The sequence below is a fragment of the Corynebacterium sp. 74A genome (assembly GCF_008930665.1).
GTDB classification, from domain to species: domain Bacteria; phylum Actinomycetota; class Actinomycetes; order Mycobacteriales; family Mycobacteriaceae; genus Corynebacterium; species Corynebacterium megadyptis.
Map to the genome: position 1 here is coordinate 505,135 of NZ_PQMG01000001.1, position 25,405 is coordinate 530,539.

Consider the following 25,405-nt stretch of genomic DNA (forward strand, 5'->3'; position numbering starts at 1 on the left):
CAATCTTTAAGGTAGAAATCTAACTATGAATTCTCTAATTGGCAACGTTGCCCATTACGCACTGAGATCCCTGCTCACTGCCCTCGACAGTGAAAACCTCACTGAGAACGTTGGTGCACTGCCCAATCCCGAACTCCTCACACTGCGTGAATGCGGAGTCACATCCTTTCAGGCCCTTAAAATCCAACAAACCTTGCGCCAGGACTTAGGGATACAGATCCCTCTCAGCGAGCTTCTTGGCACACTCACCTTGGGCGAGCTCGCACGGCGCTACCACCCCCAAATGGGAGCAGACTCCAGCGCTCAGGTGCAGGCCGAAGATTCCTCACCCCTTCCTTCCTCCGCGGACGCTGCCGAAGAGATGCCACTCACCGCTCTTCAGACTGCGTATTGGGTTGGGCGCTCCCACGAGTTTGAACTTGGTGGGGTGGGATCCCATTGGTTCAACGAGTACATTCTCGATATCGACGCCATCACCCGCAGTCCCGCAGCCCGATATCTCTTAGATGACGCGCCGGATACCACCCCAGCTGAACTCGCAATTGACGTCCTTGACGTCGCCTTTCGTCGAGTGCTCGCCTCAGAAATCACTCTGCGTAGCGCGGTCACAGCTGAGGGCTGCCTGCGGGAGGCGGTGATCGACTGCCGCGATTTTCGGATTGAACGCGTCGACCTACGTGCCAGCGATCAGCAGACTGCGCAGGAGCGCTTGATGATGCTGCGCCGCAGCCATTCGCACCTTGTCTTCGACCCGATGCGCTGGCCGATGTTCGCGATCACGGCGGTCCTCTTGCCTGACCACACCGTGCATCTTTTACTCAGCACGGATGCAGTTCTTCTCGACTATGCGTCTTTTACCACCCTACTCACACGCTGGAAGGAGGCAGTGTATATGCCGTTTTCTGAGATGAGCGCTCACGATACATTTCGCCAGCACTCTCCCTTGCCGGAGTCGCACGATGCCCAGGCATGGTGGGAGAAACAGGAACTTAGTCCCCCACCCACCTTGGCTGTCGCTCCACAGGACGCCGCAGACACCACTACTCGATACCAGCGTCGCATTGATGGGAAGACCTGGGCGCGGATAGTGGAGCAGTGCGAACGTCACCATGTCTCCCCCACGGGATTGCTCTTGACGGTATATGCAGTGCTCTTAGATAGATTCCGGGTGAACGATGAGGATTTCTCCATTAACCTCACCGTCTATGATCGTCCTCCGGGACAATCGGATGTCATTGGCGACTTCAGCAGCAATGCCATCTGTGATGTTCCTACGTTGAACTACACCGTTCCTGCAGAGCACACGATTAAAGAAATCACCGATCGGCTGTGGGAGTGCGTTGATCACCGCGCCTACCCTGCCAGCGCCGAGCGCAAGCGTCGGAAGCTGCACGAACACGCTTCGCCTTTTAGTGCAACCGATCCCATCGTGTTCACCTCTACTCTCGGCGTAGGAACAACTGATGCCGAAGAGTGGCTTGGGAACAAGCAGCTCGGATTGTCTCAAACTCCGCAGGTTTTGGTCGACCATCTCGTATTCACCGCAGGTGATGACCTCGTGCTCGTATGGGATGTGCGCGACGGAGAATGGCCAGAGGACATGTGGGCGAGCTTCGCAGATTCTTCTCTCCGAGCAATGTCCCAATTCGCCACGAGCGATGCGTGGCATCGACCGAGTCTAGGATGGATGCCTTTCCACATCGAGATGGATGCCCCAGCAGATGCCGGTGTCCCCGAGGACGACGGTCTGCTCCATACTCCTTGGATGCGAGCCGCCAAGCGCTATCCAGAGCGTCCCGCAATCATCACCACTAGCACTACTCTGACGCACAGAGAGCTAGAAGAGCGCGTCTCCGCACTGCGCACGACCCTTGGCACACAGGTCAATGCTGGTGACCGTGTCATCATCGCTATGCCAAAGTCAGCCGCTCAAGTGGTCTCTGCGCTGGCTGTATGTGCCAGCGGGGCGGCCTATGTGCCCGTTGACCCCGCGTGGCCAGCAGCTCGAATCGAGGCAGTCGTGAAGCGGGCGACACCATCGACGATCCTCACTCTGTCCGATGAATCTGAAGCTCTCCGCGCCCTGGCAGAGACCTATTCGCTGAGTCAGGTCGCGCTCCGCCACGACGGGACGCTGGACACCAGCTGCGCTACTGCTCTAAAGGAAGAACACTCTTTAGCGCCAGCACCGAGCCACACCAGCCCCGACGATCTGGCCTACATCATCTTTACCTCGGGTTCCACAGGAGAGCCCAAAGGTGTCGCAATCGAGCACCGTCACGCCCGCGTAACCATTGATGACGTTAATGACCGATTCAACATAACCGCAGATGACAGCGTGTTGGGGGTGTCGTCGCTCAGTTTCGATCTGTCTGTGTACGACGTGTTTGGGATGCTCGGTGTCGGGGGATGCGTGATCCTTCCAGATCCCCACGAGGCCATCGACCCCACCTACCTCGCCACGCTCATCGAGAAGCACGGAATCACAGTGTGGAATTCCGCTCCCGCCACCTTCGAGCTCGTTATCGATGCACTGGAAACCAACCCTCAGCCACCGTCGATTCGCAGCCTGCGGCATGTACTTCTCTCTGGTGATTGGCTTCCCATCACGCTGCCCACACGTATGTGGTCTCTCAGCCCCTCTACCTATATTCATAGCCTTGGTGGCGCGACCGAAGCGGCTATCTGGTCCATCACCTATCCCATCACAGCGGTGCACGAGTCGTGGAAGAGTATTCCCTATGGCCGTGCCCTCCGTGGCCAAGAGTTCTTGGTGCTTGATGAAGACGGCCTACCCTGCCGAGTGGACCAACCCGGAGAGCTACACATTGGTGGACACGGAGTGGCCCGCGGCTACCTAGCGGATGAAGAAAAAACGAATGACCGCTTCATCATTCATCCCGTACTGCAACGACGTTTCTACCGCACAGGCGATATCGGTAAATGGCGGAGTGATTCCACCATCGAATTCTTAGGTCGAAATGATCGCCAAGTAAAAATTAATGGTTTCCGTATCGAACTTGGCGACGTCGAAGCAGCACTGCAACGCATGCCCAATGTTCGCGGTGCTGTCGTCACCGCAGTTCGAGGACCAGACAATCGGCAAAGGCTGATCGCCTATGTTGCGCAACATGACAACTCAGCCGCCTCTGACTATTACCAGCAGCTCAAAGACTCGCTGCCCAACTACATGGTGCCGCACCGCATCGTCACACTAGACGCCCTGCCGTTGACCGACAATGGAAAGGTTGATTTCTCCGCACTACCCGATCCCTTCAGCACCTCCCGAAAGAAAAATGCGGCGCCAACTCAGCACTCCTCCACGGGAGAGGTGTCCACGGAGAGCGAAAAGGAATCGCCTGCCCCCGCAGAGAGCAACCTCAGCACGGCGACCGCGGTGGATAGCGCAGCCCACTGCACCCCACGACCTATCCGTACGGAAGAAGAGACAGAAGAACAGAGCGAAAGCCCAGATTTCGACGATGCAGTGCATGCATTCATTTCCGCCCGTACTGACCACGAGCACTGGAAGAACCTGCCCTTACTCGCTCTCGGTTTCGACAGCGTCGGCCTCGTCCAGCTAGCGCTGCTCATTGAGGAGCACACCGGAACGCGCCCCTCACTCACGACGTTGACCAAGGCTGAAACGACAGGAGCGCTCATAGAATCTCTCAGGAGTACGTCCTCTGAGACTGATACGACGACTCCAGAGGATGCACCACGCCCTCGTCATTCGGCCGACAGCCCCTTACAACACCCATCAACGGTGGACTCACCCCCAGAGCGCAGCGTCCTTTACTCGCCTTCATCGAACAGCGAGCACGCGGAGGAAGGGGCGCAACGTGGCCAGACGGCGGAACCACTGTCGGTACGTATGCACCGTATTGCCGATGCCTTAGCACGCATCGAAGAGTGTGTTTCTGCTGTCGACCAACTAGAGCAGCTCCTTGGTCTCAAGAACGCGGAAAACCCGCAGACATCTGATCGGACTGCGTGTGCCCCAGCGCCGCAGAGCACGATGGCGGAGTTGGTCGAAGTGGACGACGCTGCGCTCGACGCTATCGGTAGAACAACTCCTCCCAGTACGGCGCGTGTAGACGCTCATGACGCTGACAACTGTGATGTGCCGTTTAACGAGATGCAACTTGCCTATTTCATCGGCCGTCAAACACCGTTTTATGGTGCCAAGACAGCCGCGCATTACTACACAGAGCTTCACTGTTCGGAGCTAGACCCGCAACGGCTCCAGGCGGCGTGCACACGCACGGTGGACGTCTTCGACTGCCTTAAGCTGTACGCAACGGCCAACGCAACGGCCCGCCGCGACCCTGATGCTGGAATCGACGTCGCTACCCTTGACCTCAGCGATCTCTCCGAAAACGAACAGCAGCACCGACTCTCGGGCATTCGCGAGGAGCGTGCCACTCGGGTTCTTGACTCCAGGCACGCGCCTTTGATCGAGGTGCTTGCCATCCACACCGGTCACAGACAGTGGCGAGTGATTGTCGATGTGGATCTCTTGTTCTTCGATGCGCCCACTGCCCTACGCATCACCCGTGTCATCGAGCAGGAGTATCTTCAGCCTGGGTGCACACGGGAATGGGATCGTGTCCCCCTCCCCGCCGCGGCTGCCCCCATTCGGCAGGCGGAACCGGGAGCCCCCATTGCGCCATCACCGGCCCTACCCCTCACCGCTGTCGGTGCCGCCTCCGAACCAACGGACCCACACCACCCGGCGGGAAGTCGCCACTGTTGGCACAGGCTACGCCATGTTGTACCGGCACACCTGGCCTCCACATTGGAGGAGGACGCGATGCACCACTCTGCCTCTTTGACCCAGTACATCATCTGGTGTGTCGCCCAGACTCTTTCTCCCGAGGAGGACTGCAGTCTCATTGTGACGACAAACCCTGCAGCTATCACGGATCCTGATGGCCCAGCGGGAGAACTCACCCATACCGCAGTTCTGACGGTGCCGTGTAGCCAAGGCGAAGCGGCAGCGAAGGCGGCATTGCATACGCAGTATTGGGAGAGCATGGATGCGAGAATCAATGCGCCACACGGCATGGCCCATGGCAATGACCAATTGCGCGCTGCCAGAAACGCCGGTGTAGCTCTGCCTGTCGTTTCGATATCGAGTGCGTTGGGCAGCGCCCCTGGTGACGCCTCGCAGCTGTTCACCGCTCTCGGCGAGACCGTCTATGCCATCTCTCAAACCCCTGGGATGTTGCTCGATGTCCAGGCGTTCCGTACAGAAGAGCAGGGAGATCTCGTAATTAACTGGGATTTTGATTCCACCGTCGTCGACGCAGCTACCTTGGGTCGTCTCTTCGATACTTTCCTCTCGCTGCTGAATCGTTCGCACATCACACCAGAGTCCAGGCACAGCGAGACTAGTGCGCAGCGGTATCCCGACTCTGCGGCAATCCGGGAGCTTGTGCACTCCACACTCAGCGACACCGCGAGCCTCGACGATCTTGATCCACAGCGTCCCTTCTTCGAGCAATCCATCACTTCGCTGGACTTAGTTGCCGCGCAGCAACGATTGCAGGCACAGGGCATGAATGTCACGGTCGTGGATCTACTTACCAATCCCACAGTCGATGCGCTCGTAGCGAAGATCGTCGATTCTTCTTCAGCATCCGAATCCAGCACCGCACCTGATGCTCGGCGCCTCGTTGCCGACACAACGAGCAATCACACGGTCACTGCCGACAGCCCCACTCGAGCAGAGCGCGGAACTGAGCAGGCTCCCCGGCGCGAGAGCCTCTCGCGTCGGGCCCGCGGGCACCGGCGTGCCGCTATCCTTGCGAACTATCACGATGCATAAACCCCATCCATACCTAGGCGAGGACGAGACTCGCATGCCCACGATGAACACTGCACTCACGCTATGGAGGTACACACGATGACAGACACCACCCAGCTGCCCGCTATTGACGCCGAGGTGATCGTGGTGGGAGGAGGGCCTGCGGGCATGACCGCGGCGCTGCTGCTCGGCCGGCAACAACGGCTCACCATCCACATCGATTCCGGCGATTACCGCAACGCCCCCTCCCCTGCCATTAATATGCTCGCCGCGAACAACGGGATCGCTCCCACCGACTACACCGCACAGGCGCGCGCGGCGGTCGCTGCCCTCGACACTGTGATTGCCCTACAAGGCCACGTGCGTTCCGCCCGCACCCTTCGCGCGCTCGACGATTCCGGCGAGGAAGTCGATGCCGTGGAAGTCACCCTCAGCAATGGCCGCACGATCACCGCCCAGCGCCTCATCCTTGGCACCGGCCAGCATGACCACCCCAATCTGCTGCCCGGCGCCGCCGAGCTGTGGGGCACCGAGGTGTTGCATTGCCCCTACTGCCACGGCTACGAGGCCAAGGATTCCGCCATCGCAGTGGTGCACATTCAGCAGCCGGATACCCCCATGGCTGGGCTTCTCGCCTCCTACCAAGCGCTCTATCTGCGTCAACGTCTCAGCGATCGCGTCACCCTCATCACCGAGGAGCTCCCACCCGCGGAGCATCGCACTGCTCTCGAGGCGCTGGGAGTGCGGGTGTTTCATGCCCGGGCACAGCGCCTTCAGGCCGGCGACACCGGCGGTTGTGTGCTGCACACGGACGCTCTCGACTCTTCCTCAGACGAGCTTGCGCAGGAGGAGCATCATCTCGATCACGTCTTCTTCCAGGCCCCCACCAGCGCCAGCCTGGATCTCAGCGCCGATCTCGAGTTGGAAACCCAGGGCCCCTACATTCTCGTCGACGCCCAGCAGCGCACCAGCAATCCTCTTGTCTTCGCTGCGGGCGATACTGCGCTTGCGCGCACGATGCCGCAGCCGCTGACCTTCGTCGCCCAAGCGCAGGCCCAAGGCCAGACCGCCGGGTTGTGGGCGGATCAGGATCTCTTTTTCGCCCACCCGCACACCCCGGCCCTGCCCACTATGTCGGATCCTGAGTCCGACTAAGCCTTCGGCGCGCCTACGTGCAGGGTGATCTCCCACTCTGCGGCGCGACGTTGCACGAAGTCGAGTACGCTATGGCCGTTTTCCGCAGCCCACGCAGGAATGGCATCAGTTGCTTGGGTGCAATCGAAGGTGATCGTGATCTGGTCGCCGGTATGAAGCTCAGCAACCGCGTTTTTTAGTTTGAGCAGCGGGAAGGGGCACACGTCGCCGCGGCTATCGAGGGCGTAGTGCCCCTCGCCGATCGATTCGACAGTGCGGGTGGACGTTGCGGCACGAAGCCCCACATCGACCGCTGTGAAACGGGGTGCGGGACGGGTAGCGAGGGCTACCTGCCCGTGCCCAGCGTCGACAAGCGGAGCGGAGAGACGCTCAGAGGTGGCGGGGAGGGAATCCCCACTGGTGGCTGGTGCCTGCTGTGTGGGGGAAGTGAGATAGAACTTCGCTGCCAGCCATACCCCGAGGGTGGTGAACAGAAGCGCGACCCAGCCTTGGTAGCTGAACAGGCTGGTTTGCACCATGCCATTGCCCACGGTGCAGCCCCCAGCCCAGCTGGCGCCCACACCCATGAGCACACCGCCAGCCAGGGAAGCCACGGCGGTGCGACCATCCGGCACGCGCACGCGGAACTCGCCACTGAGAGACGCGGCGATAATCGAGCCGAGAAGAATGCCGAGCACGAGTAGCGCTCCCCAGTCGAGGAAGGCGCTATCGCCAGTGACGAGATAATTCATCACGTTTTTGGATGGGCCGGTGATTCCCAGACCATCATTGCGCCCGGCGGCAGCCGATAAAGGCCACGCCACCACTCCGATGAGACCGACCAGCACGGCCGCGCGATAGACCGGAATGGGTGCAGACAGCACGCGCGTCAATCGCGGTGTATCAGTACGTACGGCTCGGGTCGGCTGCTGCGTCGTGGTCGAGCAGTAGTGCCAAACAAGGACGGCGGTGACGACGCTGAGTCCCAGGGCCAACACCCACGTCGCAATGTTGAAGTCTTCGGCGATGGAAACATGCTCAGTCTGCAGGCTCCGCCCCCAGTCGTTCAGTCCACGCAGGGCGCCCGTTTTCATCGCTGCCGCGGACAAGGCATAGGCGATGAGTGCAATCCATGATCCCACCAGCCCTTCGCCAGCGCGGTACCAGGTACCGGAGGCGCAGCCGCCGGCGAGAACAATGCCGATACCGAATAGCAGGCTGCCCACGATCACCGCCACCGGCGCGAAGGGATCAAATTCGGGCTGGATGAACCCCATACTGGTGAGAAGCTGCACTCCGAGGGCTTGCACGCTGATAACAACCAGCAGTGCTACGAAAGGACGGAACGTGCGCCGGAGGTAGATATCTCGCAGGAAGCCGGTAACGCAGAAGCGTCCGCGCTGCAGAACTGCGCCAAGAAGTGTGCCGAGCGCAAGGCCAGTGATGATCATGGTCGAACCCCTTGTGTCTATAACTGGTGTGCGGTGAACGCACAGCGGATGAGGTACTGCTTTTCTCCCGCGCATGCCACGACGGCACTACGGGCGATAGACCACCCGATAGTAGACATATCTGTCTATAAATAGTAAACCGCTCTGTACGTTAGTGAAGAAGCTCACATAAGCTCGGGGGATTCTTGGCGGCCACAGACCTACCCGCGGCAGAAAAATCAGTCATACTTAAAAGCAGTGCCTGCACTACCCCCTGCCCCGCGTCTGCGTGTGGCTGAGGTACCGGGCAATTCGCACGACTGACACATTGTCACCAACTTTTAAGGTGGTTTTTATGACTGAGTACCGCATCGAACACGACACCATGGGCGAAGTGAAGGTCCCCGCCGACGCTCTCTGGCGCGCCCAGACCCAGCGCGCAGTGCAGAACTTCCCGATCTCCGGCCGCGGTCTCGAGTCCGCTCAGATCCGCGCCATGGGCCTGCTTAAGGCAGCCTGCGCCCAGGTGAACAAGGACTCCGGAGACCTCCCGGCCGAGCAGGCCGATGCCATTATTGCCGCCGCGAAGGAAATCGCCGAGGGCAAGCATGACGCCGAGTTCCCGATCGATGTCTTCCAGACCGGTTCCGGCACGTCGTCGAACATGAACACCAACGAGGTCATCGCCTCGATCGCCAAGAACAATGGCGTGGAGGTGCACCCCAATGATCACGTGAACATGGGCCAGTCCTCCAATGACACCTTCCCCACCGCCACCCACGTGGCCTCCACCGAGGCGGCCGTGAAGGATCTCATCCCCGGCCTGAAGGTGCTGCAGGAATCCCTGGAGAAGAAGGCTAAGGACTGGGAAGAGGTCGTCAAGTCCGGGCGTACCCACCTGATGGACGCTGTTCCGGTCACCCTGGGCCAGGAGTTCTCCGGCTATGCCCGCCAGATCGCGGCCGGCATTGAGCGCGTCGAGGCCACCCTGCCCCGCCTGGGCGAGCTGCCGATTGGTGGCACCGCCGTGGGCACCGGCCTGAACACCCCGGCCGACTTCGGCGAGAAGGTCACCGCCGAGCTGGTCAAGCTCACCGGTGTTGAGGAGCTGCGTGAGTGCGTCAACCACTTCGAGGCTCAGGCTAACCGCGATGGCCTGGTGGAGTTCTCCGGCGCTATGCGCACCATCGCCGTGTCGTTGAACAAGATCGCCAACGATATCCGCTGGATGGGCTCCGGCCCGCTCACCGGCCTTGGCGAGATCCACCTGCCGGATCTGCAGCCGGGCTCGTCCATCATGCCGGGCAAGGTCAATCCGGTGCTGTGCGAGACCGCCACCCAGGTCGCCGCCCAGGTGATCGGTAACGACGCCGCTGTGGCATTCGGTGGCGCCCAGGGCGCCTTCGAGCTCAACGTGTTCATCCCGATGATGGCCCGCAACGTGCTCGAGTCCGCCCGCCTGCTGGCCAATACCTCCCGCGTCTTCGCCGAGAAGCTGGTGGATGGCATCGAGCCGAACGAGGAGCGCATGCAAACTCTCGCGGAGTCCTCCCCCTCCATCGTCACTCCGCTGAACTCCGCTATCGGCTACGAGGCTGCCGCCAAGGTAGCCAAGACCGCGCTGAAGGAAGGCAAGACCATTCGCCAGACCGTGATTGATCTCGGCTACGTCGATGGCGAGACGCTCACCGAAGAGGAGCTGGACCGTCGCCTGAACGTGCTCGATATGTGCAACACGGATCGCGACTCCTAAAACACTCCCTTCTCACATCACCCACAGGCGCGCCTTCGGGCGCGCCTTTTGTGCGCCCCCATGTCCGATGCAATGAGGACGAACGATAAGGCGCGGGGGCTAGAGGTTGGCGTCGACAAACGCTCCAGCTCTGCCGCAAGCCGAGAAAAATGCGTGAGGTGCAAGTTTGCACCGAGTGTATTTTTAGGAGTTAAATGGCGGGCATGACACACGAAAACCTCAGAGACAAGAAGCGCCGCGAAACTCTGGCGGCCATTTATTGCAGCGCGGCGCAGCTGGTGGCCGCGCGCGGCTTTGATGCGGTCACGGTGGACGAGATTTGTGCACAGGTCGGCATCTCGAAGCGCACCTTTTTTAATTACTGCGACTCCAAGGAACAGGCGGTGATCGGCCCCGGACCACGGCCGCTGTCAGCGGAGGAACGGGCCAAGTTTCTGGCCGCGCCCCATAGGAATCTGCTCGCCGATCTCCTCGAGCTGCACCTCAGCACCGTCATCGACGGCATGGGGGCGGATGAGGATGCTTTAAGGCGGCACCGCAAACAAATTATGCACCGCAATCACGATTTAGCCGCCCAGCGCAGCGCCCAAATGATGGCTGCCCTTGGATCGCTGACCGAACTCACCCGCGAGGTACTAGGTTGCGAACAAGAACAGGCGGAGGCCACCACCGCCTTGGTATCCACTTCCCTGTATTTAGGGCATCACCGCTGGCTGCAGCGTCCGCACGCAAACTACACCGCACTGCGTAAGGAATGCGCCCGCGCATTAGAGCAACTCGCCGGAGCCATGAAGGAGTACGCCTAACCATGAAGAAACCCCAGAAAGAACGACGACCCTCATCACTTTCTCCTGAAGAGCAGAAACGCGTCTGGTGGGTGCTGTCCGCACTCATGGTGGCAATGTTGCTCGCCAGCTTGGATCAGATGATCTTCGCTACTGCCCTGCCCACCATCGTCGGCGAACTCGGCGGGGTGGACCACATGATGTGGGTGATCACCGCCTATCTGCTCGCAGAAACCGTAATGCTGCCCATTTACGGCAAGTTGGGCGATCTCATCGGCCGCAAACAGCTCTTTATCGCGGCACTCATGATCTTTCTCCTCGGCTCTGTCATGGGCGGGCTGGCCACCGGCATGGCTGTGCTCATCGGCGGACGTGCGGTGCAAGGCATTGGCGCCGGCGGCTTGATGATTCTCTCCCAAGCGATCATCGCCGATGTGGTACCGCCCCGCGAACGCGGCCGGTATATGGGCGTCATGGGAGGCGTATTTGGTCTCTCCGCGGTGCTGGGCCCGCTGCTCGGCGGTTGGTTCACCGAAGGCCCCGGCTGGCGCTGGGCATTCTGGATGAACCTGCCCCTCGGCGTCATCGCGATCGTGGTGGCCGCCGTGGTGCTCAGGCTCCCCGCACGCTCGACGACGCTGCGCTGGGACTATCTCGGCACGCTGTTCATGGTCAGCGCGGCCACCACGCTGATCCTCTTCACCACTTGGGGAGGCTCACGCTATGCGTGGTCCGATCCGATCATCGTGGGACTGATCATCGCTTTCTTGGTCTCCGCCCTTGCGCTGATCGCCGTGGAGCGACGCGCCACCAACCCGCTGGTGCCGCTGGAGTTCTTCGCCAACCGCAACTTCGCGCTCACCACCACCGTGGGCCTCGTGCTGGGCATCACCATGTTCGGCGTGCTCGGCTACCTGCCTACCTACATGCAGATGGTGCACGGCTTCAACGCCACTGAGGCCGGCTTCATGATGATCCCCATGCTGGTATCCATGCTGAGCGTCAGCGTCTGGACCGGCATGCGTATCACCCGCACCGGGCGCTACCGCATCTACCCCATCCTCGGCATGATGATCGTGCTCGCCACCCTAGTGCTCTTCCACTCCATGCAGCCCAGCACCCCGGTATGGCAGATCGCCACCTACCTCTTCCTGCTCGGCTTCGGCCTCGGGCTTTCCGTGCAGGTGCTGGTGCTCATCGTGCAAAACACGCTACCCGCCGCCGTGGTGGGCACGGCGACCGCGGTGAATAACTTTTTCCGCCAGATCGGCTCCGCCTTGGGCTCCGCCCTCGTCGGCGGGATCTTCGTTGGCAATCTCTCTTCCCTCCTCGCCACTCGAATCCCCGAGGCCAGCCGACAATTGTCGCCCGAACAGCAAACTGCGCTCGCCCAGCACGAGGGTGTGGACACCAATGCGATCACCCCTGGGATCGTCGGAAACATGCCGGGGCCGGTACGCGAGGCCTTCATTTCCAGCTACAACGACGCCCTCACCCCAGTCTTTATGTACGTGATGCCGATGGCAGCGCTGTCCTTGCTGCTTCTGCTCTTTATTAAGCACGAGAAACTGCGGGAGACCCTAGACGCTGACAGCGATGCTGGGGCTGTCCCCACCGTTGCGACGCAAGCGCCACCGAGTACCCGCATCGTCGAGCACTCCGAGCCAGCCAACAAGTCCGAAAACACCCCTGAGCCTGGGCCCGGCTCGCGCTAGCTGCGACACACTGAGCCAATAAAAACAGCCCACCGGATGCGCTACGCGTGTACCGGTGGGCTGTATGCGGTATGGCCGTCGTATTAGGCCTCGGTGTCGTCGTGATCGAGGCGGTCGAGGGTTTCGTGGGTGTGATTGTCCGGATCATAATCCTCCGGCTTATCCAGCAGCCGCTCGTAGAGATCCACGTTGCGCCACTGCCCCTTGAGCTCCCCATAGGTCATGCGCCCCATGTGGTGCATAGTGCCCACGCGCTCGAAGCCGCGGGACTCGTGCAGCCGCTTGGAGCCTTCGTTCTCGGGGAAAATCCAGGCGTGCAGCGACCAATAGTGCAGGCTGTTGCACACATCGATGAGCTTATCCATCAGCGCGCCGGCGATACCGCGCCCCACGGCGTCCGTGCCCACGTAGATCGAGTTTTCCACCACGCCGTAGTACACCGAGCGCGAGGATGCCGGTGCCCCGGACACCCAGCCGAGCACCTTCTCATCATCGTCTTCTTCCACCGCGACGAAGCAGGTTTTGAGCAGCTTCTTCTGTGCGAATTCCTCCCACGTAGGACCGCTGGTCTCGAAGGAGGCGTGACCGCTGTCTAGCCCCTGCTCATAAATCGCGCGGGCCTGCGGATAGTCGGCCTTCGTCATCGGCCGGATACGGAAATCTCGCTGTGCCATGCGCATTATCTTCTCTCATTGCGGAATTGCGCCGCAAAATATGTCTGTGAGCTTGCGCTTTTCTCGCGCTTATCGACGCTTTCTCGCACGCCGTGCTCCCTTTCTTTTGGCAGCAGCCCCTGGCCGCTGTCCACGCCGCTGCTGCTTGGCACGTGTTTTTTCCCGGGCCGAACGCTTCTTCTGCTCCCCAGCAGCAGAATCCTGGCGGGTACTGCGCGGGGTGCGGCCGCGGGTGATGCCGATGAACTCTTGGATCTCTTCGCAGTCATCTTCCTTTTTCCATATGACAGCGATCTTAGTCGGATCTCCGCCACGGAAGTCGCGGTGCGCACAGGACTTGACGTTGAAGGAACGCAAGAGCGGCCGCGGGGCGCGGGCTACGCCCACATTCGCGCCGACCACATCGAGGGCCTGTTTTACTGCGGCGACATCCACCACGCCCTGCTCATCAGGGGCGGTAATGGTGATGATCTCCTCGGCGATGTCCTCGGCGTCGATCTCATCGAGCAGGGTGAGCTCGGAATCCACCGGCACGGCGATGCCGGGCTGCTCCTCGTAGAGAATGACCACGTGGTAGGGGTCGAGACTGGCGGGCGGGGTGGCGTCAACAAGCCGCGCCAGCGCCACGGTGGCCTCGCCAGAGGCGACGTCGGCGAGCGCATCATAGGATTCGAAGGAGCGGAAGCTGATATCGGTGCGCTCCCGCATGCGGGCAAACCATTTTCCGGGGGCGGTGCCCTTCACATACGAGATCACGAGTTCCATGACGATAAATGCTACCGTGAACCCTGTGAACGAAGAATCTGCACGCACCCCGATCCAGCCCTCCGGCACAGCAATGAAACCGGAGACTGCCGCCAAGAAGCTGGGAATCTATTTTCCCGCCTGCCCAGAGGAGTTCCGCATGACCGCGATCACGCACGCGGAGCTGAAGGCCCTGCGCACCACCCCACCCGCGTGGCTCAACGAGTTGCGCGAGACGGGCCCGCATCCGCGCCCGGTGGTAGCGGAGAAGCTCGGCATCACCATCGCCGCGCTCAAGCGCCATGACATGGACGCGGCGCTGACCACCGCCGAGATCGAAGAACTGCTCTCGACCATGCCCGCGTGGCTGGCCGAGGAGCGCGAGAAGTTCCAGGAGAATACGAACTCCTAACCCCCGAGCACACAACAACCACCATCTCAGCCCAGCGTGGAGCGAGATGGTGGTTGCGGCGTTTCGCGGCGTTTAGGCGAGCTTCCAGTCCTCGAGGCCGTCATAGAGCGGATAGTTCGCGGCCAGGGCATCGACGCGCTGGCGCAGCGCCTGCACATCGGCGTTCTTGCCGGCCGCCAGGGCGCTGCCGATGATATCGGCGACCTCGGTGAAGGCAGCGGCATCGAAGCCGCGGGTGGCCAATGCCGGGGTGCCGATACGCAGACCCGAGGTGACCATCGGCGGGCGCGGATCGAAGGGCACAGCATTGCGGTTGACGGTAATGCCCACCTCATGCAGCAGATCCTCGGCCTCCTGGCCGTTGAGCTCGGAATTGCGCAGATCCACCAGCACCAGGTGCACATCGGTGCCGCCGGTGAGCACATCCACGCCGGCGGCGGCGCAGTCCTCGCCCATCAACCGCTCGGCCAGGATCTTCGCGCCCTCAATGGTGCGGGCCTGGCGATCCTTGAACTCGTCGGTCTGGGCCACCTTGAAGGTCACGGCCTTGGCGGCGATGGCGTGCATCAGCGGCCCGCCCTGCTGGCCCGGGAAGACAGCGCTGTTGATCTTCTTCGCATAGTCCTGCTTAGCCAGGATCACACCCGAACGCGGCCCACCCAGGGTCTTGTGCACCGTGGAGGAGACCACATCGGCGTGCGGCACCGGGCTGGGGTGCAGCCCCGCGGCCACCAGACCGGCGAAGTGCGCCATATCCACCCACAGCTTCGCGCCCACCTCATCGGCGATCTCGCGGAAGGCCTGGAAGTCCTGGTGGCGCGGATAGGCGGACCAGCCACCGATGATCACATCGGGGCGCTCGGCCAGGGCCTGCTCGCGGACCTTATCCATATCGACGCGGAACGTCTCCGGATCCACCTCATAGGCGGCAACCTCGTAGAGCTTGCCGGAGAAGTTCAACTTCATCCCGTGCGTGAGGTGACCACCGTGGGCCAGAGACAGGCCCATGATTTTGTCCCCTGGATTAGCCAAAGCCATGAGCACCGCGGCATTCGCCTGCGCACCCGAGTGCGGCTGCACATTGGCGAACTCGGCACCGAACAGCGCCTTGACGCGCTCCCTCGCCAGGTCCTCGATAATGTCCACGTGCTCGCAGCCGCCATAGTAACGGCGCCCCGGGTAGCCCTCGGCGTACTTATTCGTCAGCACCGAACCCTGCGCCTGCAGCACCGCACGCGGCACGAAATTCTCCGAGGCGATCATCTCCAAGGTGTCGCGCTGGCGGCCTAGCTCGCCGCCAATAGCGGCAGCCACATCGGGATCGAGCTCGGCAAGTGACTGGTAGCGGATGTCCGGGGTATTTTCGCTCATGAAGGTCCTTCCCTATCACGGTGATTGTGCGGCAGCGGGGTGGCGTCGACAAGCCAGTAGTGCCGCGAGCGTACTTCTAACCGTAGCTAACTCTCGGGGCGAGACTAAAGCCACATACATCTAGTACCCTACTCCGATCACACGCCTAGACAGCGGGGTTGATGTTTTCGCCACGCCGCCAAGAGGGCACAATAGAGACTATGGTCCGCGCCAACGATTCCAGCCCCTATCTCGACTTCGACCGCAACTCATGGCGCACGCTGCGTAAATCCATGCCGCAGGTGTTGACGGAAAAAGAAGTCATTCAGCTGCGCGGTATCGGCGAATCCATCGACCTGGACGAAGTCGCCGAGGTGTATCTGCCGCTCTCGCGTCTCATCCACCTGCAAGTCGCCGCCCGACAGCGCCTACACCAAGCCACCGCCGAGTTCCTCGACGACCCCTTCACTCGGGTGCCCTATATCATCGGCGTCGCCGGCTCCGTCGCCGTCGGCAAATCCACCACGGCCCGCCTGCTGCAAGTGCTCCTCTCCCGCTGGGACAGCCACCCCCGCGTCGACCTCGTCACCACCGACGGTTTCCTCTACCCCAGCGCCGAACTCCACCGCCGCGGCCTGATGAGCCGCAAAGGATTCCCCGAATCCTATGATCGGCGGGCGCTGCTGCGCTTTGTCACCAATGTCAAAGCCGGCAAAGCCCTAGTCCAGGCGCCCGTTTACTCCCACACCCTCTACGACCGCATCCCTGGCGAAACCATCGACGTTGAACGCCCCGACATCGTCATCCTCGAAGGACTCAACGTCCTCCAAACCTCCCCCACGCTCATGGTCAGCGACCTCTTCGACTTCTCCGTCTATGTCGACGCCGCTACCGAGCACATCGAAAGCTGGTACATCGAGCGCTTCCTCAAGCTTCGGCACTCCGCCTTCCAGCAACCCAACGCCCACTTCTCCCATTACGCCAACCTCGACGACGACTCCGCCCGCGACGTCGCCCGCGAAATCTGGCAATCCGTGAACCTGCCCAACCTCGTGGAAAACATCCTGCCCACTAGGGTGCGGGCGTCGCTGGTGCTCCGGAAGAATATCGATCACTCCGTCCAACGAGTGCGGATGCGTAAACTATGACAGCGATCGCGGTATGAACATGGTTCAGTGAAGGCCGTGGCTCTCGCCTCGTGCTAGTTGGCGCGCAGCCACGCCTCGATCGGGGCAAGCTCGGAGAAATCTATGTGGGAGATGTCCTTGCCGTAGCCATCGACAATCGCCTGCTCAGCAATACTCAACGACGGCTTCGCCCGCAGCAGCTTCGTCATCGTCCACATCGTCGCCCGATGCACCCGCGACAGCTCCGAATAGGCCAAACGCCCCGGCAAATAAAAACGCGCAATCTCCGAGCATTTGACGACGCCGCGCAGCTGGTCCTTCTCCCGCGCCTGCGGCAGCGGAGTCATCCCCACAGCAACAAACGCCGTCGCAATCCCCTGCTGAGACAGCGAACGTGCCCACTCGACACCCCGGAACTGGCCGCCAAAATTCGGCGACAAGACCACCACACAGCCGGTGTGCTCACCGAGCTGGGAGGTGGCGTCGTCAAGCGTCATGCAGGGGGCAGCAACGCGAGCAGCAAGCTCGCGGGCATAGCGCTCAGTGGAGCCATAGGTGGAAGAAAAAACGATCGCAGCCATACTCACTTCCCAAAACGACGCGAACGCGAAGAATACTCACGCAACGCCCGCAAGAAATCGATACGGCGGAAAGCCGGCCAATAGGTATCGGTGAACCAAATCTCCGAATAGGCCGCCTGCCACAACAAAAAGCCCGAAAGACGCTGCTCGCCAGAAGTACGAATCACCAAATCCGGATCCGGCTGGCCCTTGGTGTAGAGATGCGTAGAAATAGCATCCACCGTGACCGCCTCCGCCAACTGGTCACTCGGGGTGCCGGCAGCGAGCTCATCGCGAATCAACGCCTGAACAGCGTCCACAATCTCTTGGCGGCCGCCATAGCCCACCGCCACATTGACCACCACGCCCGTGTGCTCACTCGTCCGCGACTCGGCCTCCCCCAGCGCCGCAGACAGCGAATCCGGCAACAAATCCGTGTGCCCCACCAAACGCACCCGGCAATTAATATCAGGATCCGACAACTCGCGCGCCACATCCGCCAAAATCTCAAAGAGCTGCTCCAGCTCCGAGGAGGAACGCGCCAGATTCTCCGTGCTCAGCAAATACACCGTCACCAAGGTGATACCGAGCTCATCCGCCCAGCGCACCATCTCAGCAATCTTCTGGGCCCCCACCCGATGGCCATGGCTGACATCAGAAAAACCCGCCTCGCGCGCCCACCGGCGATTACCATCCGCCATCACCGCGATATGCTTCGGCAAACGGGCGCCGCGCAGCTCCTTCGTGATACGCCGAACGTCCCGCTCGAGACGCTTCTCATAGAGCGGGTACAAAACCTTCGGCACAATCCTCACAAAACCCTAGTTTATCTCCACGAGACAGCGATCGCGATTCTCCGCGCCCGCTGTCTCCAACAAAAAGCCGCTGCCGTGGGACCACGACAGCGGCGGCGCACCCGCGGGCCCGGCGAATGGGGCCGAGAGGTGTGCGTCGATAAGCGAAAACAGCTAAAACCAAGTGCGCTTGGCTTGGTCGTAAAGGCCAGCCTCCTTGAGGGCCTTATCGATCGCCTCCGTATCGAAAACATCGAGGCCATTGTCCTCAGCGAAACGCTGACGACGGTTCAACCGAGCAATGCGGCGCGACAGGCGCCAACCAATGAACAACACCGCCACCAGCGACACAACCAGCACAAACAAGCCGATCGGCGAAGCTTTACCGAATTCGGGGCCGAGCGGGCCCTCCAGCTGGTCAGCCTGGGCGAGAATCTCGTACAGCACGTCAGTTAATCCTTATCGATCCCAGCGAACAAATCATCCTCTGGTAGTTCAGTCTTCACCCTCGTACGGGCCAATTCAAATTCCTCCGTGGGCCACAACTCGCGCTGCAACTCCACTGGGGTCGCAAAGAACGTGCCCGCCGGATCAATCTGCGTCGCATGCGCGCGCAACGCATCATCACGGCGCTCAAAATACTCCGCCGCATGCACCTGCGTCGTCACCCGCGCCAACGTATCGCCCCTATCCGAACGCAACCGCTCCAAAAAACCACCATAAGGCGACGGGCGGCCCTCCGCGACCAGACGATCATGGAACATCTGCAAACGCTGTCGGATAAAGCCGTGGGTGTAATACAACTTCAGCGGCGTCCACGGCTCCCCCACCTCCGGATAAAAGTTCTCATCACTAGACAGCGCCCACGCTTTCATCGACACCTCGTGCACCTTCAGGTGATCCGGGTGGGGGTAGCCGCCATTCTCGTCATAAGTAATGATCACGTGCGGCTTAAAATCACGCATCACGCGCACCACCTCGCGGGTGACCTCATCGCTGTCAGCGAGAGCAAAGCACCCCTCCGGCAACGGCGGCAAAGGATCACCCTCCGGCAAACCAGAATCCTCATAACCCAACCAGATATTAGAGGTGCCGAGCGCACGCATCGCCGCCGCCATCTCCTCGCGACGCACCTCGGCGATATTCTCCAACACGCCAGAGCGGTTCATATTCGGGTTCAAAATGCTCCCGCGCTCACCGCCAGTGCAGGTCAACACCAGCACATCCGCGCCCTCATCCACATAACGAGCCATCGTGGCCGCGCCCTTACTCGACTCATCATCCGGGTGGGCATGGATAGCCAAAAGACGCAAACCCTCCTTGGGGCGAGGCCGCTCAGCAGCGGCAGCACGATCCGTGCCCGGCTCAGATACAGCATCCGAAGGAATAGTCACGTGACAGTCACTCCCGTAAACGTTGAGAAAATAAAATTCATTCGCCTGCGCTAAGGCACAAGCATCCCACCATCGTAATAGCTGAAGCCAACAAGCTAGAATGACAGCGATCAACATTTTGATATCGAAGGCCTCGACACCCCAGAAAGCACGCCATGCCCAGCCCCACGTCGCAGTCGCACAACCAGAGCACAGAGCCCACCGCCACCTATGACAGCAAGCGCGGAACGATCTCCGGAAAGATCATCGCTGTCGGCGCGGTCATCTTCGCCATCGTGACTGTCATCGTGATCGTGCAATACTCCCAGAAACTGCAGGCGGGAAGTGTCGACGGGCAAATCACCAAGTTTGAACGAGTCGAGGACAACATGATTGCAGCGACGGTGGATATCACGCGGGATGACGTCGATAAGCCTGCATACTGCATAGTGACAGCGATGAACTACGACGCCGTGGAAGTGGGGCGGCGCGAAATCTACATCCCCAGCGGCGGCGAGCACACCACTCGGCACAACACCACAATCACCACCCGCGACATTCCCGTGGTCGCCGACATCTACGGATGCTCCAACACCATCCCTGACTACCTCAAAGGCGAAGACTAGGGCGTCTGATACTATGGCGACCTAGAATTTCTCGCTGACAGCGATGCACCCAACCCACCACCCAACGACGGGAAGGTATAAAGGCTAACTATGTCTGACGCCCGAAAGCAGTACATCACCCCGGAGACCAAGGCCAAGCTCGAAGCCGAGCTCAACGAGCTCATCGCGCACCGCCCCGTCGTCGCCGCCGAAATCAACGAGCGCCGCGAAGAAGGCGACCTCAAGGAAAACGCAGGCTACGACGCCGCCCGCGAGATGCAGGACCAAGAAGAAGCTCGCATCAAGCAAATCTCCGAAATTCTCGCCAATGCCACCACCGAGCGCTCCGCCGTCGAAGAAGGCGTCGCCAACGTCGGCTCCGTCGTGCACGTCTACTACAACGGCGACGAAAACGACAAAGAAACCTTCCTCATCGGCACCCGCGCCGCCGCCAGCGAAAACCCGGACCTCGAAACCTACTCCGAGCAGTCCCCCCTCGGCGCCGCAGTCCTCGGCGCCACCGAAGGCGAAACACGGGAATACACCGCCCCCTCCGGCGTGAGCATCAGCGTCACCGTGATCTCCGCGGAGCCCTACAACTCCGAGAAGTACGCCACCCTGCGCAACCAACGCTGACAGCGATCCACTTTTCATGCGTTCAACGATCCTCGCGATCGCAGTGACCTGCACTGCGGTCGCGCTTTCGGCTTGCACGCCCAGTCTCGAGCAGGACTCACCACATAAAATCGCCACCCCAGACAGCGATGCGATTCCGGTGAACCTGCCGCGCTATATAGACTGCGTCTCCACCCCAGAAATACGGCCCAAGCGGATTTCGCTCAACTGCGCTACAGACAGCGACTACGTAGACGACATCACGTGGGAGGAATGGCTCATTGATGGCGCCACCGGAACCGCGAGACTGCATACCGCATCGCTGTCTAGTAAAAAGAAGCGTACTGAGGCCGCCCGTAAGCAGCGCGGGCGCACGCGGGACTCTGCTGATCGCTCAAAAAAGGAAGTAAAGCGCGTCGCTGTCACTCTTGGCGATCCCGTGCACACTCCTTTTGGGCTCGCTTTTACGTCGCTGTCTATCGATGGCAAGGAGCAATCGCCCTAAGGGGCTTCCACCACGACTTCTAGCCTGGTCACCTCTTCTGGTGGCCAGGCTTATGGTGTATGCCGGCGGGGACTAGCGCTGTGTGGGGCTCGACGCTAGGGGTCGTCTCTTGTCGGTGGGGCGCTGTCGGGCCAGTGTTGGCGGCGGATTTTTGCCGCGGCTGATTGTTGGGAGAAGGTGCTTCTGTTGAAGCGTTTCTCTGGGTAGGGTTCTTCTGGTGTGGCGGCTTTGGTGTGATAGACGATGCCGCTGTCGGGGTCTCGTTCTGCGTGATATTTGTGCGGATGGATGCCGCTGTCATCTGTGTCCGAGTGGTGTTGCGGGCACATGAGTGTGAGGTTGTCTAGGTCGGTGGGGCCGCCCCGTGAGAACGGGTCGATGTGGTGGACGTGGCACGCCGTGACCGGTTGGTTGCATCCGGGGTGGGAGCACACCAGCTCGGTGGCGAATAAGGCGATGCGTTGGGCGACATCGGCGAAGCGTTTTTCGGTGCGCAGGGCTTTGATTTGGCCAGAGGTAGCGTCGTGAAGCGCGACGTGCCCAGTGGCGTCGATGCCGAGGAAGCTCAGGTCTAGGGCCGAGAGTTGAATACCGCAGGTGGTATGGAAGAGGGCGTTGGCGCCGGCGCGGGGTGGGAGTTCGAGGTCCTTGGCAGACAGCGACACGAGAACGTGGGCCAGCGGGTGTTTCGGTTCCTGGGATGACGCGGGGCGGCCGAGGATGGCGAAAAACGCGTCGGCGAGGCGTTGGCGCTTGGTGCGGTGGCAGGTGGTGTCGGTGCGGAGGGGTCGCGCGGTGGATTGGGCGACATCGAGTTGGGTTTTGAGCATGGCGAGGGCGTAGGGCGGGATGTAGCCGCCGATGCGGGCACCACCATCGCTGTCTTGGGGGCCGATGAAGAAACCGCGGTTGCGGTGGGCGCGCAGGGTGTCGCGGGGGAGCTCGTCGTTGCGTTCGTTGACGAGGCTCATCACGAATGCCTTGAGATCCTCGACGCTGCAGTGGGCCGCGCGCTCGACAGCGCGGAGGCGGATCGCTTCCCGCGGGACCGCGGCCTTGGATCGCAAGCACTTCAGGCCGCGCTCGATGGTGAGGCGCTGCTCGGCGGTGAGGCCCTGGCGGTTGGCGAGGTCCCGGGCGCGGGCGCGAATGCGTTCTGCTTCTTCCCGCCGCCTAGTGACAGCGATGCGGTTGTCGTCTGTGCTTGCGGGCTCGTCGATAACGCTGTCGTACCAGCCGCGGCCCTGAGCTCGCAAGTCCTTTGCTTTGGCTTTGGACCAGCCATAGGACTCAGTGAGGTACAGGGTGGATTTGTTCGAGCCGCAAAGCTCGGTGGTGCTGCAGGTATCGGCGGCGCGGGCGAGCTGGAGCTCGAAACGGGCGAAGGCCGTGAGCACGGATTTGAGGCGATCACGATGTTGATGAATCGCGGCGAGCTCGATGTCGCCGGATTCAAGGCTCGCAGAGTGGTGTTCGAGCCATTGCGCAGCGCTGTCTAGCGCGTGCTGATCCCCCGAGTACATTGATTTTCCCCCGAATAAAACGTACTTCTGTTCAACCAGCCCCCACTTTAACCCCTCCCCCGCCCGTTGCGCTCGCTGAAACTGCACGTCTTGGCGTGCTTCTTTGGCGTGCGATCCGGGCTCTGATGGGTTATGGGGGCTTTTCGGGGCCGCGAAATCTACCGCTGCCGGGCCTCGCTCAAACCCAGCCTCAAACACAGCCTCAAACTCAGCCACCCACACCCCAGCCCCACAAGCCCAAACCAACCAATCACCCCCACTAAGGCACGAAAAAACCCACACATGACGTCGCCGCCACGTGTGGGTTGGGTGTGTCTTAGTTACGGAAGTAGGACAGCAGGCGCAGGATCTCGGTGTAGAGCCACACGAGGGTGACGGCGAGTCCGAGCGCGACGCCCCAGGCCATCTTGGCGGGTGCGCCTTGGCGCACGAGCTGGTCGGCCATGTTGAAGTCGTTGAGGAAGGAGAAGGCGGCGAGCCCGATGCACACGAGCGAGAAGATGATGGCGAGCGGGCCACCGTCGGTGAGCGGGTTGTTGCCGGTGAACATGTAGAGCAGCATGTTGCCGATGGCCAGCACGACGACACCAATGAGGGCGCCGGTCATGATGCGCTGGAACTTCGGGGTGACCTTCACTGCGCCGGTTTTGTACACGTAGAGCATGCCGATGAACACACCGACGGTGCCGATGACGGCTTGGCCGATCATCACGGCGGCGTTGGTGTCGGCGACCACCATGTTGGTGAACATGAAGGAGATGCCGCCTACGAAGAGGCCTTCGAAGGCTGCGTAGGTCAGGGTAATGGGGGCGGAACCGTATTTCTTTCCGAAGGCGGAGATCAGCACGGTGATGAGGCCGCCGATGGCGCCGATGCCGGCGAGCATCATGGCGAGGCCTGGATTAGCAACACCGATCGCGTAGGTGATGATGGCGCCGACGATGATCACGCCGAGGGTGATGCCGGTTTTAGCGATGACATCGTCGACGGTCATGGGCCGCTCAGCGCCTTGGGCGGTGGCTTGGTTGAAGCTGGGATCTTGGTAGTAGCCCTGCATCGCGGCTTGCTGTGCCGCCTGCTGGCCGCGATAGCCCTGCCCATAGGGGTCGTTCTGATAACCGGGGGCTTGGCCGCCTCGCTGTCCCGATTGGGTGAGAGAGCTAAATACTGGATTGCTGCTACGCACTAGTTTGCCCGTGTCCTTTCATGGCTTTCTTAGCTTCGTTTATCTGCGATTGTTGTGTCACGTTATCGCGCTTACGTCCTATTCAACGTTTCCGCCCCCGTGTTAGTTCCCTCGGACCCCACTTTCCTTTCCCGACCCGCGGGCAGGGCAAATTCGCTCGCTGTGCGCGCGATGTTTTACACTGGTTCGAGCGCGCGCAGCGCGTGAGCCCCCTATAGCCCAATTGGCAGAGGCGGTGGACTTAAAATCCATTCAGTGTCGGTTCGAGTCCGACTGGGGGGACGTTTTTCTGTCTCCGCCCCTTCGCGCTTATCGACGCCACCTCCCCGCCGCTGCAGCGCTTCTTTATTCGAGTTCCCCGCGCTGCCGTGCGAGCTCATTGATGATCCCGTCGAGGATGTCTTTTTCGGAAATCATGATCTCGTGGACCTCTGTTTCCTCTTCGATCATGGTGGTGATGCCGTCGACGACCATCGCCCCGCCGGAGATGACATCGGCGCGGCCTTCGTGGATCACGGGGTGGGCGGCACGCTGGGTGGAGGTTTGTGCCAATAGGTCCCCGCAGAGCACGCGGAGGGCGTCGAAACGCAGCGTGCTGCCGTGGATCGCGGTGGCTTCATAGGCTTCGAGTCCTTGGGCGAGGGCGGAGAGCGTGGTGAAGGTGCCGGCGCAACCCACGAAGGTGACGGCGTCGCTGATGGGCACGATGGCGCGTACTTCGCTGAGGCGTTCGCGCACATAGTCGGCGGCGATGTCGATTTCGGTGCTGGTGGGCGGGTCGGAGCGCATGATGCGTTCGGTCAGGCGCACACAGCCCATCTGGCTGGAGTGGGAGCCGAGGATCTCGCCGTCGCTGGTGCCCACCACGAATTCTGTGGAGCCGCCGCCGAGGTCGATCACGCAGTAGGGCCCTGGGAGTTCTTTGAGGTCGCTGACTGCGCCGCTGAAGGAGAGCTGGGCTTCTTCTTCGCCGCTGATTACTTCGGCGCCGCGGTTGGGTGCTACCTGGTTGAGCAGCTTGCTGGTCATGGTGAAGAACTCATTGCGGTTGCCGGCGTCGCGGGTGGCGGAAGTGGCCACCATGCGCACGGCTTCGACGCGCTCGATCTTCATGATGTCCACGTAGCGCTCGAGCACGATGCGGGTGCGTTCGAGCGCCTCGGGATCGAATTCCCCGGTGGCGTCGACGCCTTGGCCGAGGCGCACGATTTCCATGCCGCGGTAGATGTCGCGGACGTGGCCGTCGCGGACTTCGGAGATGAGCAGGCGCAGGGAGTTGGTTCCGCAATCGACGGCGGCGAGGCGGGTCAT

At 61.2% G+C, this 25,405-nt stretch carries 21 protein-coding genes and 1 tRNA gene; 11 read left to right on the forward strand and 11 right to left on the reverse strand.

The genetic code is table 11. The annotated features are described in order from the left end of the window. The first annotated feature begins 25 nt into the window (after window positions 1-25). Together GBB11_RS02140 and GBB11_RS02145 are read left to right on the forward strand one after the other, a co-directional pair. A complete protein-coding gene (locus tag GBB11_RS02140) occupies window positions 26-5,830 on the forward strand; it encodes a non-ribosomal peptide synthetase (RefSeq protein WP_151548855.1) in 5,805 nt (1,934 codons plus the stop codon). A 78-nt stretch (window positions 5,831-5,908) separates the two neighbouring features. Next, window positions 5,909-6,964, forward strand: a complete 1,056-nt coding sequence (locus GBB11_RS02145; RefSeq protein WP_192796282.1) for an NAD(P)/FAD-dependent oxidoreductase — start codon at window positions 5,909-5,911, stop codon at window positions 6,962-6,964. Here the strand turns inward: GBB11_RS02145 and GBB11_RS02150 are convergent. Then, window positions 6,961-8,394, reverse strand: a complete 1,434-nt coding sequence (locus GBB11_RS02150) for a YeeE/YedE thiosulfate transporter family protein (RefSeq protein ID WP_151548857.1) — start codon at window positions 8,392-8,394, stop codon at window positions 6,961-6,963. The two genes, GBB11_RS02145 and GBB11_RS02150, sit on opposite strands and share 4 nt — an antisense overlap. Before the next feature lie 334 nt (window positions 8,395-8,728). Here GBB11_RS02150 and GBB11_RS02155 point away from each other — a divergent pair, with 334 nt between their 5' ends. The 3 genes from GBB11_RS02155 (at window position 8,729) to GBB11_RS02165 (ending at window position 12,626) form a co-directional block, all read left to right on the forward strand. Next, window positions 8,729-10,126 carry a class II fumarate hydratase gene (locus GBB11_RS02155; RefSeq protein ID WP_151548858.1) on the forward strand — a complete coding sequence of 466 codons (1,398 nt, stop codon included), beginning with the start codon at window positions 8,729-8,731 and terminating at the stop codon, window positions 10,124-10,126. A 203-nt stretch (window positions 10,127-10,329) separates the two neighbouring features. Next, window positions 10,330-10,932, forward strand: a complete 603-nt coding sequence (locus GBB11_RS02160; RefSeq protein ID WP_192796281.1) for a TetR family transcriptional regulator — start codon at window positions 10,330-10,332, stop codon at window positions 10,930-10,932. Between the two features lie 2 nt (window positions 10,933-10,934). Continuing rightward, window positions 10,935-12,626: an MDR family MFS transporter gene (locus tag GBB11_RS02165; RefSeq protein WP_151548860.1), complete on the forward strand. Its 1,692-nt coding sequence runs from the start codon at window positions 10,935-10,937 to the stop codon at window positions 12,624-12,626. Between the two features lie 83 nt (window positions 12,627-12,709). Here GBB11_RS02165 and GBB11_RS02170 read toward each other — a convergent pair whose 3' ends face one another. Next, window positions 12,710-13,300, reverse strand: coding sequence for a GNAT family N-acetyltransferase (locus GBB11_RS02170; protein WP_151548861.1), 591 nt, complete (start codon window positions 13,298-13,300; stop codon window positions 12,710-12,712). A gap of 69 nt (window positions 13,301-13,369) precedes the next feature. Then, window positions 13,370-14,065: a LysR family transcriptional regulator gene (locus tag GBB11_RS02175; RefSeq protein WP_151548862.1), complete on the reverse strand. Its 696-nt coding sequence runs from the start codon at window positions 14,063-14,065 to the stop codon at window positions 13,370-13,372. On the opposite strand from GBB11_RS02175, the gene GBB11_RS02180 reads away from it, so the two are divergent. Continuing rightward, complete coding sequence (locus GBB11_RS02180; protein WP_151548863.1) at window positions 14,064-14,456, forward strand: DUF5997 family protein; 393 nt, start codon at window positions 14,064-14,066, stop codon at window positions 14,454-14,456. The genes GBB11_RS02175 and GBB11_RS02180 overlap by 2 nt on opposite strands. 72 nt (window positions 14,457-14,528) lie before the next feature. On the opposite strand, the gene glyA is transcribed toward GBB11_RS02180, so the two are convergent. Continuing rightward, window positions 14,529-15,827 (reverse strand): serine hydroxymethyltransferase, encoded by a 1,299-nt coding sequence (gene glyA, locus GBB11_RS02185; protein ID WP_151548864.1) that lies wholly within the window; start codon window positions 15,825-15,827, stop codon window positions 14,529-14,531. Between the two features lie 200 nt (window positions 15,828-16,027). Between glyA and coaA the strand changes: the two genes are divergently transcribed. After that, a complete protein-coding gene (gene coaA, locus GBB11_RS02190; protein ID WP_151528453.1) occupies window positions 16,028-16,954 on the forward strand; it encodes a type I pantothenate kinase in 927 nt (308 codons plus the stop codon). Window positions 16,955-17,007: 53 nt separating this feature from the next. Here coaA and GBB11_RS02195 read toward each other — a convergent pair whose 3' ends face one another. The 4 genes from GBB11_RS02195 to mca form a co-directional block, all read right to left on the reverse strand. Then, window positions 17,008-17,514 (reverse strand): flavodoxin domain-containing protein, encoded by a 507-nt coding sequence (locus GBB11_RS02195; RefSeq protein WP_151548865.1) that lies wholly within the window; start codon window positions 17,512-17,514, stop codon window positions 17,008-17,010. 2 nt (window positions 17,515-17,516) lie between these two features. Further along, window positions 17,517-18,308 carry an isoprenyl transferase gene (locus GBB11_RS02200; RefSeq protein WP_151548866.1) on the reverse strand — a complete coding sequence of 264 codons (792 nt, stop codon included), beginning with the start codon at window positions 18,306-18,308 and terminating at the stop codon, window positions 17,517-17,519. Between the two features lie 153 nt (window positions 18,309-18,461). After that, the gene (locus GBB11_RS02205) at window positions 18,462-18,734 is read right to left on the reverse strand and encodes a hypothetical protein (RefSeq protein WP_151528450.1); all 273 of its coding nucleotides are present in this window, start codon (window positions 18,732-18,734) and stop codon (window positions 18,462-18,464) included. Between the two features lie 5 nt (window positions 18,735-18,739). Next, window positions 18,740-19,600: a mycothiol conjugate amidase Mca gene (mca, locus tag GBB11_RS02210; RefSeq protein ID WP_151549010.1), complete on the reverse strand. Its 861-nt coding sequence runs from the start codon at window positions 19,598-19,600 to the stop codon at window positions 18,740-18,742. Between the two features lie 236 nt (window positions 19,601-19,836). Here mca and GBB11_RS02215 point away from each other — a divergent pair, with 236 nt between their 5' ends. The 3 genes from GBB11_RS02215 (at window position 19,837) to GBB11_RS02225 (ending at window position 21,385) form a co-directional block, all read left to right on the forward strand. After that, window positions 19,837-20,286 (forward strand): DUF4307 domain-containing protein, encoded by a 450-nt coding sequence (locus GBB11_RS02215; RefSeq protein WP_151548867.1) that lies wholly within the window; start codon window positions 19,837-19,839, stop codon window positions 20,284-20,286. A gap of 90 nt (window positions 20,287-20,376) precedes the next feature. Next, window positions 20,377-20,901 (forward strand): transcription elongation factor GreA, encoded by a 525-nt coding sequence (gene greA, locus GBB11_RS02220; protein WP_151528448.1) that lies wholly within the window; start codon window positions 20,377-20,379, stop codon window positions 20,899-20,901. Window positions 20,902-20,917: 16 nt separating this feature from the next. Next, on the forward strand, window positions 20,918-21,385 hold the full coding sequence (locus tag GBB11_RS02225; RefSeq protein ID WP_151548868.1) for a hypothetical protein: 468 nt from the start codon (window positions 20,918-20,920) through the stop codon (window positions 21,383-21,385). Window positions 21,386-21,480: 95 nt separating this feature from the next. Here GBB11_RS02225 and GBB11_RS02230 read toward each other — a convergent pair whose 3' ends face one another. Both GBB11_RS02230 and GBB11_RS02235 read right to left on the reverse strand, forming a co-directional pair. After that, window positions 21,481-22,908, reverse strand: coding sequence for an HNH endonuclease signature motif containing protein (locus GBB11_RS02230; protein WP_151548869.1), 1,428 nt, complete (start codon window positions 22,906-22,908; stop codon window positions 21,481-21,483). Between the two features lie 316 nt (window positions 22,909-23,224). Further along, window positions 23,225-24,094, reverse strand: coding sequence for a Bax inhibitor-1/YccA family protein (locus GBB11_RS02235; protein ID WP_151548870.1), 870 nt, complete (start codon window positions 24,092-24,094; stop codon window positions 23,225-23,227). Between the two features lie 208 nt (window positions 24,095-24,302). Here GBB11_RS02235 and GBB11_RS02240 point away from each other — a divergent pair. After that, window positions 24,303-24,376: transfer RNA gene (locus GBB11_RS02240), tRNA-Leu, on the forward strand. 63 nt (window positions 24,377-24,439) lie between these two features. On the opposite strand, the gene GBB11_RS02245 is transcribed toward GBB11_RS02240, so the two are convergent. Beyond that, a complete protein-coding gene (locus tag GBB11_RS02245) occupies window positions 24,440-25,405 on the reverse strand; it encodes a Ppx/GppA phosphatase family protein (protein ID WP_151548871.1) in 966 nt (321 codons plus the stop codon).